A 13,265-nucleotide genomic window follows, 5' to 3' on the forward strand; every position below is an offset into this window, starting at 1 on the left:
TTTCTTCAAGCTTTTCAAGGGGAGCGGATATTTTGTTTTTAAACTGGGTTTTATTGAAAATCTGCTGTCTTTTTGCCAGTCTGGCGGTGTTTGTTATTATTTTTTCTTTTAATGACTCATAATCGTATTTTCCGTTAAAATAATCAAGCACTTCTTTAACCCCTATGGCTTTTAATGCCAGAAGTCTTCTGTCGCGGTATTTTTTTTCAAGGTACGCTACTTCGTCTATAAGGCCGTTTTTAAACATTTTTTCCGTTCTTTTTTTAATACGTTCCCTTAAGACGTCTCTTTTAACTTCTATTTCAAAAATGGGAATATTGGGAAGTACAGGTTTTGGCGGGTTTAGTTTGAAATATTGTGTAGGAGGTGTGGATGTGGCGTAAAATATTTCAAGCCCTTTTTGAATTCTGTATGAGTCGTTTGGAGATATTTTTGCAGCAAAAGCGGGGTCTATTTTTTTTAGGGTTTCGTAATTTCCTTTTTTGGCTTTTTGTTTTATTTCTTCTGAAATTTTGGGCATTGTGGAAATTCCCTCTATCATAGCTTTTAAATAAAAACCCGTTCCGCCCACTATTATTATTTTATCATGTTGAATTTTTTTATATATATTTATAAATTTGTTTACGTCGAATTTTTCGTTTGGGTATATTTCGTCTATTCCGTAATGTTTTACCAAAGAGAGTTCATCTTTTGAAGGTTTTGCCGATGCTATATCTACTTCTTTATATATGCTCAGACTGTCTAAAGAGAGTATTTCATATCCGAGTTTTAACGCTAGTTTTATAGCCAAATCGCTTTTTCCGCTGGCCGTTGGTCCTATTATTGCAAACATTTTTTCCTTTTTTGTTACAATTATACAAAATATAAGGATAAAATGATTTATTAAGGGAAAAGCAGTGATAAAAAAATATATGGAACTTGTGAAATTTTCGCATACTATTTTTAGCATACCTTTTATACTGATTGCTATGATAGTAGCGGCGGATGGATGGTTTGGGTGGAAACTTTTTATTTTAGGTCTTTTGGCTGCTGTTAGCGCAAGAAACTTTGCTATGGCGGTAAACAGGCTTGTTGACAGGGATATTGATGCCAAAAATCCCAGGACTCAGGATAGACCTTCGGTTACTGGAGAAGTGAGCGAAAGCGAAATAAAGCTTTTTATTCTGGCAAACGCTCTTATTTTTATCGGCAGTGCCTATATGATTAACGATTTGGCTTTTAAACTTTCTATCCCTGTTTTAATAATATTGGGGGGATACAGTTATTTTAAAAGATTTAGCGAGTTTTCACATCTGGTTTTAGGTGTATCTCTGGGGCTTGCTCCGATTGCGGGAGCCGTAGCCGTAACGGGGACTATTCCGTGCTGGAGTGTTTTTTTGGCTTTTGGCGTTATGTTTTGGGTTGCCGGGTTTGATGTTTTATATTCGCTTCAGGATATGGAGTTTGATAAAAAAGAGGGGCTTTATTCCATTCCCGCTATGGTAGGGGAAAAAGGTGCCGTGTTTATATCGAGGATGTTTCATGTTTTAGCCGTGATTTTCTGGGCTCTTTTTTCAGCTTATGCCGGAGTTGGTTTTTTTGGATGGTTGGCTGTGATTTTTGCCGCCGGTATGCTTTATTACGAACATAAACTCGTAAGCCGTGATTATAAAAATATTCCAAAAGCGTTTTTTGATGTAAACGGGATACTCGGAATAGTGTTTTTAATATTAATAATTTTGGATAAGGCGGTTGGATGAGACTGGTTCCCGCATACGTAACAATCGAATTTGACGAACTTAACGAGAAATTAAAAGAGGAGTTTGATAAGCTTGGAGCCGAAACGGAAGACCCTATAGGACAATATATAAAACTTGCAAAAGCCAGGGGAGAAACAAAAGAAACAGACCCGGTACTTCTTGAGCTTTTAATAGCCCTTCACAGAAAAGTGGACGAACTAACTTCAATTGTTAAAAACGAAAAAAAGGAACTTTTGCCTTTAAAATTCAACAGTGAAACCTCGGGAGTCGGATTTGAAGGGTTTGAGATAAAAGATTCTATTTTTGAACATGGTAAAAAATATTACGGAAGATTTGATTTGCCTGTTTTCCCCGAAAGAAAAGTGCCTGTTATTTTTGAAGCATTGGATGAAAAAAAAGCTAAAATTCTTCATATGCATGACAGGGATATAAAAGATTATAACGCTTATATAACGGCCAGGGAAAGGGCTATAATAAGAGAAATGAGAGCAAAAAATGGACGGTAACGTTATTATATATTTAATGTTCGGCGGACTTAGTTTTTTTGTTCTTTTTTTGTTTATCTATATTTTAAAAAGAGATAAACTTATAGAACAGAAGTTTGGAGCTTTGGAACTTGCCCTTGAGGATATAAACAAGGAACTTTTCGAACTGAAAAAGAAAGATAAAAACAAACCTCTTATAGGAGCTATTGAAAGGCTTGAAGAGATTATGGACTCTTTAGTGGACGATATGAGAGCTTTAGAAGAGAAAAACAAGGCTTTTTATATTGAAATTCAAGAAGAACTGGCAAAGCTTAAAATAGATTTGAAAAAAGACAAAATTCAAAATATTACCAATATAGGAGAACTTGACAGGGAGAGGATACTGACTCTTTATAAAAACGGTTATTCGATAGAAGAAATATCAAGAGAACTTAGAATTCCCGCCGGAGAAGTTGACCTTATAGTTAAATTTTCAAGTTTCTAACCTTAAAGTTTACTTAAATTAAGTTTTTCTTAAGTTTTGGAGACTACAATTTCATACCTAAAAAATTCACAAAAGGTGTGATAATGAAATTTACTAAATCTATAAGAGAAGAAGATGTTAAAAGAGATTGGATTTTAATAGATGCTAAAGATAAGACTTTTGGTAGATTGATTACTGAAATTGCTACTATTTTAAGAGGTAAACATAAACCTTATTATACTCCTCACGTAGACTGCGGGGATTATGTAGTTGTTATCAATGCGGATAAAGTCAGATTCTCAACTTCTAAAAAACTTGAAGACAGATATTATAAACATACCGGATATTTCGGTCATGTTAAAGAAGAGACCGTTGAAAAACTTCTTAAAAACAATCCGGAAAAATTATTTAAACTGGCAACTAGGGGAATGCTTCCTAAAACTAAACTTGGAAGAAAAATGCTTAAAAAATTAAAAGTTTATGCAGGTGAAAATCATCCTCATACAGCTCAAGTAAAGGGTAACTAATGAAAATGCATGGAAGAATTTACGCAACTGGAAAAAGAAAAGAAGCGGTAGCTAAAGTATGGCTTAAAAACGGGAGCGGGATTATTACGGTAAACGGAAAACCTCTTGATGAATTTCTAGGAGGAAGAGAAGCTCTTAAGCTTAGAGTTAGATGGCCTTTAATGCTTACTAAACAAGAAGGTAACTTTGATATCGAAGTTAAGGTAATAGGCGGTGGGTTTGCGGCTCAGGCTGATGCTGTTAAACACGGAATTTCAAAAGCTCTTGTTGAATACGCACCTGAATTCAGAAGCATTCTAAAACCTGCGGGACTTTTAACAAGAGACGCAAGAGTGGTAGAAAGAAAAAAATACGGGAAAAAGAAAGCAAGAAAATCTCCTCAATTCTCAAAAAGATAATTTTTCTTTCTTCTTTTATTTCTTTAAAAATCATTTAATCCAACAATGTTATAATTTAAAAAAAAGGTTATTTTTATGAAAGTGTCCCTTGTATTAAGCGGTGGTGGAGCTAGAGGATATGCTCATATAGGAGTTATAGAAGAACTTAAAAGTTACGGTTTTGAGATAATGAGCATTTCCGGTACCTCTATGGGGGCTGTAATAGGCGCTGTCGAAGCTTGTGGGGCCTTGGAAAAGTATAAAAACTGGGTTATGAGTTTGGATTTTTTGGATATTTTTAAGTTTTATAAACCGCCTTTTAAATTAGATGGAGATAAAATATTCAATAAAGTCAAAGAATTAGCCGGAGAACATAAAATAGAACATCTTCCTGTGAAATTTACAGCGGTTGCTACGGATTTGACGAAGAAAAAAGAAATTTGGTTTCAAAAAGGTGATTTGTGGACAGCCGTTAAAGCTTCAAGTGCAATTCCGGGTTTTTTTGAACCCGTTAAAATAAACGGTAGAATATTGGTGGATGGCGGAGTGTTGAATTTAATGCCTGTAGCGCCTGTTATGAGTGATATGAGCGATATTATAATTGCCGTTAATTTATACGGAGATAATAAAGTTATTGATATCGAGCTGCCTTATGAAATTAGAAAAAAACAAAATATATTAGAAGATGTATGGAAAAAGATATTTAGCGAAAAGGAGGATGTTGTAAATCAATCTATAAATTTAATGATGGAGGCTATTTTCAGATACAGAAAAGCCGAGTATATCCCCGATATAGAAATCAAAATACCTCAAAACATAGCGAGCTGGTATGATTTTCATAAAGCTCCGGAGCTTATAGAAATAGGCAGATTTTTAACAAAAGAAGCTCTTAAAAAAGCTAAAAAAGAGGGTATAATTATTTGAAAAAAGGAGATTTTATGCAAAAAGTTTATACAAAAAACGCACCAGAAGCCATAGGACCTTATTCTCAGGCTGTTAAAGTCGGAAATATGGTGTTTACTTCCGGACAAATAGCGTTAACTCCAAACGGGGAATTTTTAGATGCGGATGTAAAGACTCAGACAAAACAGGTATGCGAAAATTTAAAAGCCGTTTTGGAAGCTGCGGGTGCTAAGATAGAAAACGTAGTAAAAACGACTATTTTTCTTGATGATATTAATAATTTTACGGCGGTAAACGAAATATATGCGGAATATTTTTCTCATAAACCGGCAAGAAGTACGGTTGCCGTAAAAGAGCTTCCTAAAGGTGCAAAAGTAGAGATAGAGTGTATAGCGGTTATCGAAGATTAATCTTAAACAAAACTTAAATTAAGTTTTGTTTAAGTTTGAGAGTGTAATATTTCACACTAAAAAACCAATTAAAGGGTTAAGAGAATGTATGCAGTAATTAAACATGGTGGAAAACAATATAAAGTAAATGTTGGAGACGTATTGGACCTTGATAGAATTGAAGGAGCGGAACCAAAACAAACTATTGAAATTAGCGATGTTTTGTTGGTATCCGGAGATGAAACTAAAGTAGGCACTCCGAATGTTGAGGGGGCTAAAGTAGTTTTAGAAGTAATCGGAAACTACAGAGGTAAAAAAGTTATTATTTTCAAAAAGAGAAGAAGAAAAGACTCTAAGAAAAAAAGAGGATTTAGAAGAGATTATACAAAAGTTAGAGTTAAAGAAATCATAGCTTAATTTAAGGAGACAAAATGGCACATAAAAAAGGGCAAGGCTCAACTCAGAATAACAGAGACTCAGCCGGTAGAAGACTCGGCGTTAAAAAATTTGGTGGAGAGTTCGTAAGAGCTGGAAATATCATTATCAGACAAAGAGGAACAAAAGTTCACCCTGGAAATAATGTAGGACTTGGAAAAGACCATACTATTTACGCTTTAATAGACGGGTATGTAAAGTTTGAAATTAAAGATAAAAACAGAAAAAAAGTATCAGTTTATCCTACAAAAGATTAATTTTCTTCTTTTTTCCTTCTTGACTTTGTATAATTTTATAAATTAAATTTAGGGTTTTAGTATGAGAATACTTATTGTGGCATTTTTAGTGTCTGTATCTTTTGCTAAATGGATAATTTTTACTTCGTCTCATAAAAAAGTAATGGCACAAATCGATAAAGTAGAGTGTGATAAATCTTTTGTAAAAGTTGAAGAAAAAAAGGAAATTGGTAAAAAAGGTTTTATAAGATTTTATAAGACGGAAATAGTTAAAAAGCCCGTGTATAATTATTATTTTTTTTATCGGGATAATTTAATTTATAAAGTTAAATGTTTTAAAGAGTTGGATTTATTTAAAGATTACATTTTTATTAAATGCAAATAATAGGAGGAAATATGTTTGTTGATAATATTAAACTTACCGTCAAATCCGGTAAAGGCGGAGCCGGGTGTGTAAGTTTTAGACGTGAAAAATTTGTTCCAAAAGGCGGTCCTGACGGAGGGGACGGAGGAAAAGGGGGAGATGTTATAGTTGAGTGTGACAATAATACCCATACTCTTTCTCATTTTAAAGGTAAAAGAATTTTAAAAGCCAAAAACGGGCGTCCGGGAGAGGGCAGAAAAAAACATGGATCAAATGGAGAAGATTTGATTCTTAAAGTACCTCCCGGGACATTAATAAAAGACGCAAATACCGGAGAAGTTTTACTTGATATGAAATATCACGGAGAGAGAAAAGTTTTGCTTGAAGGAGGAAGAGGAGGACTTGGCAACTGGCATTTTAGAGGCAGTAGAAACCAGGTGCCAAGATACGCTCAGCCAGGTGAAGAGGGAAAAGAGCTTGAGATTGTAATGGAGCTTAAACTTATTGCTGACGTTGGGCTTGTCGGATTCCCAAATGCCGGGAAATCCACCCTAATATCAGCTCTGAGCAATGCAAAACCTGAAATTGCCAATTATGAATTTACAACGCTTACTCCAAAATTAGGAGTTGTAAAAATAGATGAATACAGAAGTTTTATAATGGCCGATATCCCGGGAATTATTGAAGGGGCGCATGAAGGAAAGGGGCTCGGGCTTGAATTTTTAAAACATATTGAAAGAACCAAAATTATTCTTTATGTAATTGATTTAGCATCATTTAGAGACCCTGTATATCAGTTTAAAACCCTGCAAAGAGAGCTGAAAAACTACAGTGAGAAACTTGCTAGCAGGGATTATGCCATAGCATTAAACAAAGTGGATACTGTTGATATTTCAAAAGTTGAAGAGTTTTTTGAAAAACTGGGAATAGAAAAAACAGAGCCAAAATACGGAGCCGACCCTGAACTTCCGTGTCATTTTGATGATAAAACATTTGTACTTCCTATCAGTGCGGCGGCAAGAATAAATCTTGAAGCACTTAAATTTGCTTTAGCGGATATGGTAGAAAAAGCTAAAAAAGAAGAAGAAAATGCGGAAAATGAAGAGACTGGTATTTAAAGTAGGCACGGCTACGCTTTATGAAAACGGAAAACTCTCTCCAAGAATTGACAAGATAGTGGAGTTACTTGCAAAACTAAACAGAGAATATGAAGTTATGCTGGTAAGTTCGGGTGCCGTTGGAGCCGGATATACGAAATGTCCTCTTGATAAAAGCCGCCTTGAAAACAAGCAGGCCCTTGCGGCAATCGGTCAGCCTCTTTTGATGAGAGAATATAAAGAAAGGTTTAATAAATACGGAATAACCGTGGCCCAGGTGTTGGTTACGGCCGCTGATTTTGACAGTAGAAAAAGAACCGAAAACGCTAAAAAAATGATAAACGTTTTACTTGAAAATAAAGTTATTCCCATTATAAACGAAAACGATTCGGTTTCGGTAGAAGAGATACTTTTTGGCGATAACGACCAGCTTAGCGCTTATGTAACGTATTATTTCGATGCCGATATGCTTTTTATTATAAGTGATATAGATGCGTTTTATACAGATAATCCAAAGACCAATAAAAACGCAAAGCCTATTGAGGTTGTGGAAAACATAGAAAACGAGTGGCTTATTCAGGAATGTAATCCCAACGACGCTTTTGCCACAGGCGGAATTGTTACCAAATTAAAAGCCGCTAAATTTTTAATGGAAAGAGGCAAACCTATGTTTTTGACAAGCGGTGAAAATCTTGAAGCGGTTGAAGAATTTTTAAAGGGCAATCAAGCAAAAGGAACACTCTTTAGACCTAAGGAGGTCGCATGAAAGTAGTCGCTACAAACAGAAAAGCGTATCATGATTATGATATTTTCGATAAATACGAAGCGGGAATAGAGCTTAAAGGAAGTGAAGTAAAGGCCCTTAGAGCCGGCAGGGCCAATCTTAAAGACAGTTTTGTTAAAATAAAAGACGGGGAAGCCTGGTGGGTTCAGGGACATATAAGTAATCTTGATACAACATACAATGCATTTAAACATGATGAGAAAAGACCTAGAAGACTGCTTTTACATAAAGACGAAATAGCAAAACTTGCCGGATATACGAGTGAGAGAGGATATACCCTTGTACCTACGAAAATATATTTTAATAATAAAAACAAAGCAAAACTTGAAATAGCTGTGGCAAAAGGTAGAAAATTACATGATAAAAGACGCGTTATGAAAGAAAAAGAACTAAAAAAAGAGGCGGCTGCGGCTATGAAGAGGTATGGTTTTTAGTCGTTTTCCACCATTTCTATAAAAGCGTTGAAAAGGGTAATTATATCCTGGTCGGCTTTTCTTAAATGTCTTGCCAAATCTTCGGCTATTACCCACAGCATTTTAACCCCTATGTTTGGATGAGAATAAGTAAGAGTTTTAAACCTTTCATGGGTTATATATAAAATAACGGTGTCGGTAACGGTTTTTATGGTTGATGTGACGGCTCCTTTATCTATTAAATTCACTTCTCCAAAAAAGTTTTTAGAAGGCGCTTTTATTGTTTCTATTACATAATCGTCTTTATATATCGTAAGTTTAATAACTTCTACTTCACCTTCAAGCAGTAAAAAAGCCATATCCGAGTTTTCATTTTCTTTTACAATAAATTCATCAGGTTTAAACAGTTTCTTTTCAAAATATTTAATTGCGGTTTCAAATTCTTTTTGTGTAAGGCCGCTGAAAACAGGGTGATGTATCATGGTTTTCTCCTTAAGATTATAAGTCCGCAAAACTTATTTACTGTATAAGTTTCATTCGGGTGTAAAATAACTTTATTTAGTTCTTTATGTTTTATTTCTTCTAAATATTTTACGAATTCCGTTATTCTTTTTGATTCTTTTTTTATCTCTTCTACGAATTCTTTTATAAATTCATCGGCTCTTCCGTAGTTTTCTATAATACCTACTAAAATTTCCCCTTTTTTTAAAAACTCTTCAAACAACATTTTGTATGTTGTTTTTTTACCGTAGTATCTTTTGATATAGAAACTGTCGTCTTTTAATATTTCTCCAATGACTTTTGAAATACCGGGAGATACAGTGCTTTTTGCCATTAAAAAACTGTTGTATTCTTTGGAGAGCACTATTTCGTCACAGTGGATTTTTTGAAGATAAACCTGAAATTTAGGATTTGCTATCTGGGCTATTATATAGATGTCTTTTTTTAAATCTTTTAGCAGTATCGCTGTCGATAAAATTTTTGTATCGCTAATTTCGTTCTCCGATATTAAAAGGGCTTTTAAAGCTTCGTTGGCTTTTGCTTTTTTAAGTATTTCTTCTTCTGAAAAATCTCCCTGGATAAACTTTATTTTATATTTTTCAAGCAGCGTTTCTATTTCAGGGGTTAACTGCTCGTGAATTAATACTATCTGATTTGGAGGAAAAAGTTTTTTTTCCAAAAAAGTATTTATCAAAAGCTGCGTTTGCTGATTGTAACCGCATACTATTAAATGATTTCGTACGTTGTCCATAATTTCCCATTCCTTAAATCTGTCGATAATAATTTCTACCAGTTTAGCCGTAACAAATGCGGCAAAAAGACTCATAGCCATTAGGCCGTATATTATTAAAATAACTGCTATTATTCTGGAATATATGTTGCTTGGCGTAATATCCCCGTATCCGACAGTCGATACGGTTACTATAGCCCAGTAAAGTGCTTCGGAAAAACTTTTAAAAGCTTTGTTGTCTATTAAAGGAAGAATTGCCGATATAAAAATTAAAAAAACGATAAATGAAAAAAGAAAAAAAGATATCGCTTTAATTTTCAGTTTCATTTGTAATAACTTTTAAATCTTCTAAAACGTTGGCCGCATGACCTTTTGCTTTTACTTTTTTATATTCTTTTACGATATTTCCGTCTGGGTCTATAAGAAAAGTAGAGCGTATAACTCCTTCGTACTCTTTTCCATACATCTTTTTTTTGCCCCATGCCCCGTACGCTTTTAAAACTTCTTTGTTTTCGTCGCTTAAAAGGGTTATTTTAAGGTTGTGTTTTTCTATAAAGTTAGAGTGTTTTTTGGGACTGTCGGGACTTATTCCTATAACTACGGCTCCTAACTTTTCAAATTCGTCTAAAAGAGCGCTAAATTCTTTAGCTTCTGTGGTACATCCGGGTGTATTGTCTTTTGGATAAAAATATAGGACAATCCATCTGCCTTTTAAATCCCTAAGACATATTTCTACGCCGTCCTGGTTTGGAAGGCAAAAATCATATGCTTTCATGCTTTTCCTTTTTTGTGATATTATTCTATTTAAATTATATCAAAAAGAGACGATTTATTATTAAATCCTAATGGGAGACAACAATGGACTTTTTAAAAAAACTTAGCGTTAAAGCTAAGGTTATACTGATAGTCATTTTTTCCGTATCGATGGTTGTATATTTTACGGGAAAAGAGCTTTACCATCACTTTGTATATGAATCCCAAAAAGAAAAGCTTGTACAGCTGATTGATTTAAGTCAGTCTTTAAGCAGACTTATTCACGAAACTCAAAAAGAAAGAGGGGCTAGTGCCGGATATATCGGAAGTCATGGTAAAAAATTTAAAGAAATACTGCCAAAACAGAGAATGCTTACCGATAAAAGAATAAAAGAATATAAACAGACTCTTACAAAAATGGATTTGTCTGAGTTTCCTTCCGAATTTAAGGAAGCTATTGACAAACTTAACGATTATCTTGCAAAACTTCCTGAAATAAGAAGAAAAGTGGACAATTTTGAAATTTCTTTAAAAGACGAGGTTAAATGGTATACTCAAATGAATGCCCAGATTTTAAAAATTATAGGTATGAGCGCGACATACGCTCCTAATAAACAAATCGCTATGGACCTTGCCGCTTATACTTCGTTTTTGAAAGCAAAAGAGAGAGCCGGAATAGAAAGGGCGGTATTAAGCGCTACGTTTGGTGCTGATAAATTCGCCCCGGGAATGTATACAAAACTTATTACCCTGATAGCCGAACAGAGAGCTTATTTGGATGACTTTTTGACATATGCGAATAAAGAGATGAAATCTTTATATTATGAAATAATAAAAGACCCTTCTTTTGCTGCGGTTGAGAAGATGAGGGCTGTGGCCATAGCAAAACATACTACCGGCGGATTTGGTATTGACGCTGAATATTGGTTTAAAACCATTACAAAAAAAATAAACAAGCTTAAACAAATAGACGATACGATTGCCAAAATAATTAAAAAAGACCTTTCAGTTATTAAAGATACCGCTATTATAGATGTGATACTCGGTATTGTATCAATTATTGTAATAATAGTTCTTTCTTCTTTAATTATCCGTTCTTTTGCGTTGCAGCTTAGAAGTTTAAAAAATCTGATTTTAATGATTGCAAAAAATAAAGACCTTTCAATTGACGTTAGAATTTATGAACACGACGAGTTTGGTGAAATAAGAATGGCTTTAAAAGGATTTATAGAGTCTTTACATGACATTATGGTGAGAGCTTATCAGGGTTCGGTTGAGAACCAAAGAGTGGTTCAAAATCTTAAAAAATCTTTTGATTTTATTACCGGCAATATTCAACAAGAAGCGGTTATTGTTGAGAATGCGGCTGAAACGGCTGATAATTTAAAAGATAAACTTAGTGAAGAATCTGAAAATTCAAATGAAGTTAAAAACGCTATTATAACGGCTAATACCTCTTTAAAAGAAGCCATAAAAATTATAGAAGAGACTATGCATAATATACAAATTAACGCTCAAAATGAAAATGAGCTTGCTTTAAAACTTCAACAACTCTCTCATGATGCCGAACAGGTAAAAAATGTTTTAACCGTAATCCGTGAAATAGCCGACCAGACAAACCTGTTGGCCCTTAATGCGGCAATTGAGGCGGCAAGGGCCGGAGAGCATGGTAGAGGATTTGCCGTAGTTGCGGATGAAGTCGGAAAATTGGCTGAGAGAACTCAAAAATCGCTTGGGGAAATTGACGCTACTATTAATGTAATCGTTCAGGCTATAAACGCTGCAAGTGATGAGATGAATAAAAATATTCAAAATGTAAACGCCGTTACGGAGCAAACGCTGGTTGTTCAGGAAAGAATAGAAGACGTATCCGGTAAAATGGGAGAAGTGGTTCAAAAAGTTGAGCTTAATGTTGAAGAAATAGAAAATATAGTAAAAATTATGCAGGAATTTATTAGGAAAATGGATGAAATAGAAAGACTCTCTTCCCAAAATAAACAAAGCATCATTTCAAATAAAACTTATATAGAAAGAATAGCTAAACTTGCCCAGGAATTATTAAGAGAAATTAGTCAGTTTAAAATTTAAAAAGAGCCTTTAAAAGGCTCTTTTAAATTCAGGATATGATTCTATACCGCATTCGTTTACATCCAGTCCTTCAATTTCGTCTTCTTCATCGACTCTAAAAGGCATTATTTTATTAATTATATAAATGAGGACAAAAGATGTTGCAAAAACGAAAATTCCTATAACGGCCGCACCTTTTATCTGTGAAGCTAAACTTGCGCCTTCTCCCCAGATACCTGTAGCTACAGTCCCCCAGATACCGTTTAGAAGGTGAACCGACAAGGCACCTACGGGGTCGTCTATTTTTAATCTGTCAAAAAAAGGCACTGCATAAAATACCAACGCTCCTCCTGTTGCCCCTATTAATAAAGCTGTATAAGGGTTTATTATATCCGCTCCTGCTGTTATTGACACAAGTCCGCCTAAAGCTCCGTTTAATATCATCGTTATATCAAATTTTTTGTATTTAAGATAACTTAAAACAGCTACGATAAGACCTCCTATAAGACCTGCGTTATTTGTATTCATAATTACAAGGGCTACGGTGTCTGCGTTTTCTTTACTTGAAATGCTTCCCACGCTTCCCCCGTTAAATCCAAACCAGCCTATCCACAGCAGGAATGCACCAAGGACTACCAGTGGAATATTGCTTGCCGGTATTACCCTGATTTTTCCGGATTTTGTATATTTTCCTTTTCTTGGTCCTATAATTAAAATAGCGGCAAGCAAAGCCCATCCGCCTGTTGAGTGAATAACACTGCTTCCGGCTAAATCATGCATATCTGAAATATCAAGAAAAGTATTTGCCAAAATATTTTCTCCCCATGTAATGTTAACTATTAAGGGATAAATAAATCCCGCCATAAAAACGGCAAATATTGCTAAAGGAATTACTCTTATTCTTTCACTGACCCCTCCGCTTACTATATTTATCGTTTTTCCTACAAAAGCCATTTGAAAAAGAAAAGCCGCATATTTGCTCATACTGCTCTCGTTCCACTC

19 protein-coding genes are annotated in these 13,265 nt (G+C 34.6%); 14 read left to right on the forward strand and 5 right to left on the reverse strand.

Annotated elements, in window-relative coordinates; translation table 11 throughout:
- A partial coding sequence (gene miaA, locus ACXJH6_RS02360) for a tRNA (adenosine(37)-N6)-dimethylallyltransferase MiaA (RefSeq protein ID WP_456470163.1) occupies window positions 1-832 on the reverse strand: 832 nt, incomplete at its 3' end.
- 64 nt (window positions 833-896) lie between these two features.
- Here miaA and mqnP point away from each other — a divergent pair.
- The 13 genes from mqnP (at window position 897) to smpB (ending at window position 8,233) form a co-directional block, all read left to right on the forward strand.
- Window positions 897-1,739, forward strand: a complete 843-nt coding sequence (gene mqnP, locus ACXJH6_RS02365) for a menaquinone biosynthesis prenyltransferase MqnP (protein ID WP_456470164.1) — start codon at window positions 897-899, stop codon at window positions 1,737-1,739.
- Window positions 1,736-2,245 (forward strand): hypothetical protein, encoded by a 510-nt coding sequence (locus ACXJH6_RS02370; protein ID WP_456470165.1) that lies wholly within the window; start codon window positions 1,736-1,738, stop codon window positions 2,243-2,245. The genes mqnP and ACXJH6_RS02370 overlap by 4 nt, the downstream gene beginning before the upstream one ends.
- The gene (locus tag ACXJH6_RS02375; protein WP_456470166.1) at window positions 2,235-2,708 is read left to right on the forward strand and encodes a DUF6115 domain-containing protein; all 474 of its coding nucleotides are present in this window, start codon (window positions 2,235-2,237) and stop codon (window positions 2,706-2,708) included. The genes ACXJH6_RS02370 and ACXJH6_RS02375 overlap by 11 nt, the downstream gene beginning before the upstream one ends.
- Window positions 2,709-2,791: 83 nt before the next feature.
- The gene (gene rplM / locus ACXJH6_RS02380; RefSeq protein ID WP_456470167.1) at window positions 2,792-3,214 is read left to right on the forward strand and encodes a 50S ribosomal protein L13; all 423 of its coding nucleotides are present in this window, start codon (window positions 2,792-2,794) and stop codon (window positions 3,212-3,214) included.
- Window positions 3,215-3,219: 5 nt separating this feature from the next.
- On the forward strand, window positions 3,220-3,612 hold the full coding sequence (rpsI, locus tag ACXJH6_RS02385; protein ID WP_456470181.1) for a 30S ribosomal protein S9: 393 nt from the start codon (window positions 3,220-3,222) through the stop codon (window positions 3,610-3,612).
- Window positions 3,613-3,687: 75 nt separating this feature from the next.
- Window positions 3,688-4,515, forward strand: a complete 828-nt coding sequence (locus ACXJH6_RS02390) for a patatin-like phospholipase family protein (protein ID WP_456470168.1) — start codon at window positions 3,688-3,690, stop codon at window positions 4,513-4,515.
- A 14-nt stretch (window positions 4,516-4,529) separates the two neighbouring features.
- Entirely contained in the window at window positions 4,530-4,904 is a 375-nt protein-coding gene (locus ACXJH6_RS02395; protein ID WP_456470169.1) for a RidA family protein, read from the forward strand.
- A gap of 84 nt (window positions 4,905-4,988) precedes the next feature.
- Entirely contained in the window at window positions 4,989-5,300 is a 312-nt protein-coding gene (gene rplU / locus ACXJH6_RS02400) for a 50S ribosomal protein L21 (protein WP_456470170.1), read from the forward strand.
- Between the two features lie 14 nt (window positions 5,301-5,314).
- Window positions 5,315-5,575 (forward strand): 50S ribosomal protein L27, encoded by a 261-nt coding sequence (gene rpmA / locus ACXJH6_RS02405; protein WP_456470171.1) that lies wholly within the window; start codon window positions 5,315-5,317, stop codon window positions 5,573-5,575.
- Window positions 5,576-5,636: 61 nt separating this feature from the next.
- Entirely contained in the window at window positions 5,637-5,939 is a 303-nt protein-coding gene (locus ACXJH6_RS02410; RefSeq protein ID WP_456470172.1) for a hypothetical protein, read from the forward strand.
- A gap of 11 nt (window positions 5,940-5,950) precedes the next feature.
- Window positions 5,951-7,036, forward strand: coding sequence for a GTPase ObgE (gene obgE, locus ACXJH6_RS02415; protein ID WP_456470173.1), 1,086 nt, complete (start codon window positions 5,951-5,953; stop codon window positions 7,034-7,036).
- Window positions 7,017-7,781: a glutamate 5-kinase gene (gene proB / locus ACXJH6_RS02420; protein ID WP_456470174.1), complete on the forward strand. Its 765-nt coding sequence runs from the start codon at window positions 7,017-7,019 to the stop codon at window positions 7,779-7,781. Before obgE ends, proB begins: the two co-directional genes overlap by 20 nt.
- Complete coding sequence (gene smpB, locus ACXJH6_RS02425; protein ID WP_456470175.1) at window positions 7,778-8,233, forward strand: SsrA-binding protein SmpB; 456 nt, start codon at window positions 7,778-7,780, stop codon at window positions 8,231-8,233. Before proB ends, smpB begins: the two co-directional genes overlap by 4 nt.
- On the opposite strand, the gene ACXJH6_RS02430 is transcribed toward smpB, so the two are convergent.
- From ACXJH6_RS02430 to bcp, 3 genes are read right to left on the reverse strand one after another with little or no spacing between them, the layout of a single operon-like run.
- On the reverse strand, window positions 8,230-8,694 hold the full coding sequence (locus ACXJH6_RS02430; protein ID WP_456470176.1) for a Crp/Fnr family transcriptional regulator: 465 nt from the start codon (window positions 8,692-8,694) through the stop codon (window positions 8,230-8,232). The genes smpB and ACXJH6_RS02430 overlap by 4 nt on opposite strands.
- The gene (locus tag ACXJH6_RS02435) at window positions 8,691-9,770 is read right to left on the reverse strand and encodes an ion channel (RefSeq protein ID WP_456470177.1); all 1,080 of its coding nucleotides are present in this window, start codon (window positions 9,768-9,770) and stop codon (window positions 8,691-8,693) included. Before ACXJH6_RS02435 ends, ACXJH6_RS02430 begins: the two co-directional genes overlap by 4 nt.
- Window positions 9,754-10,218 carry a thioredoxin-dependent thiol peroxidase gene (gene bcp, locus ACXJH6_RS02440; protein WP_456470178.1) on the reverse strand — a complete coding sequence of 155 codons (465 nt, stop codon included), beginning with the start codon at window positions 10,216-10,218 and terminating at the stop codon, window positions 9,754-9,756. Before bcp ends, ACXJH6_RS02435 begins: the two co-directional genes overlap by 17 nt.
- Window positions 10,219-10,301: 83 nt before the next feature.
- Between bcp and ACXJH6_RS02445 the strand changes: the two genes are divergently transcribed.
- Window positions 10,302-12,284, forward strand: a complete 1,983-nt coding sequence (locus ACXJH6_RS02445) for a methyl-accepting chemotaxis protein (protein WP_456470179.1) — start codon at window positions 10,302-10,304, stop codon at window positions 12,282-12,284.
- Window positions 12,285-12,293: 9 nt separating this feature from the next.
- Here the strand turns inward: ACXJH6_RS02445 and ACXJH6_RS02450 are convergent.
- A partial coding sequence (locus tag ACXJH6_RS02450) for an ammonium transporter family protein (protein ID WP_456470180.1) occupies window positions 12,294-13,265 on the reverse strand: 972 nt, incomplete at its 5' end.

Source organism: Caminibacter sp. (assembly GCF_053999135.1).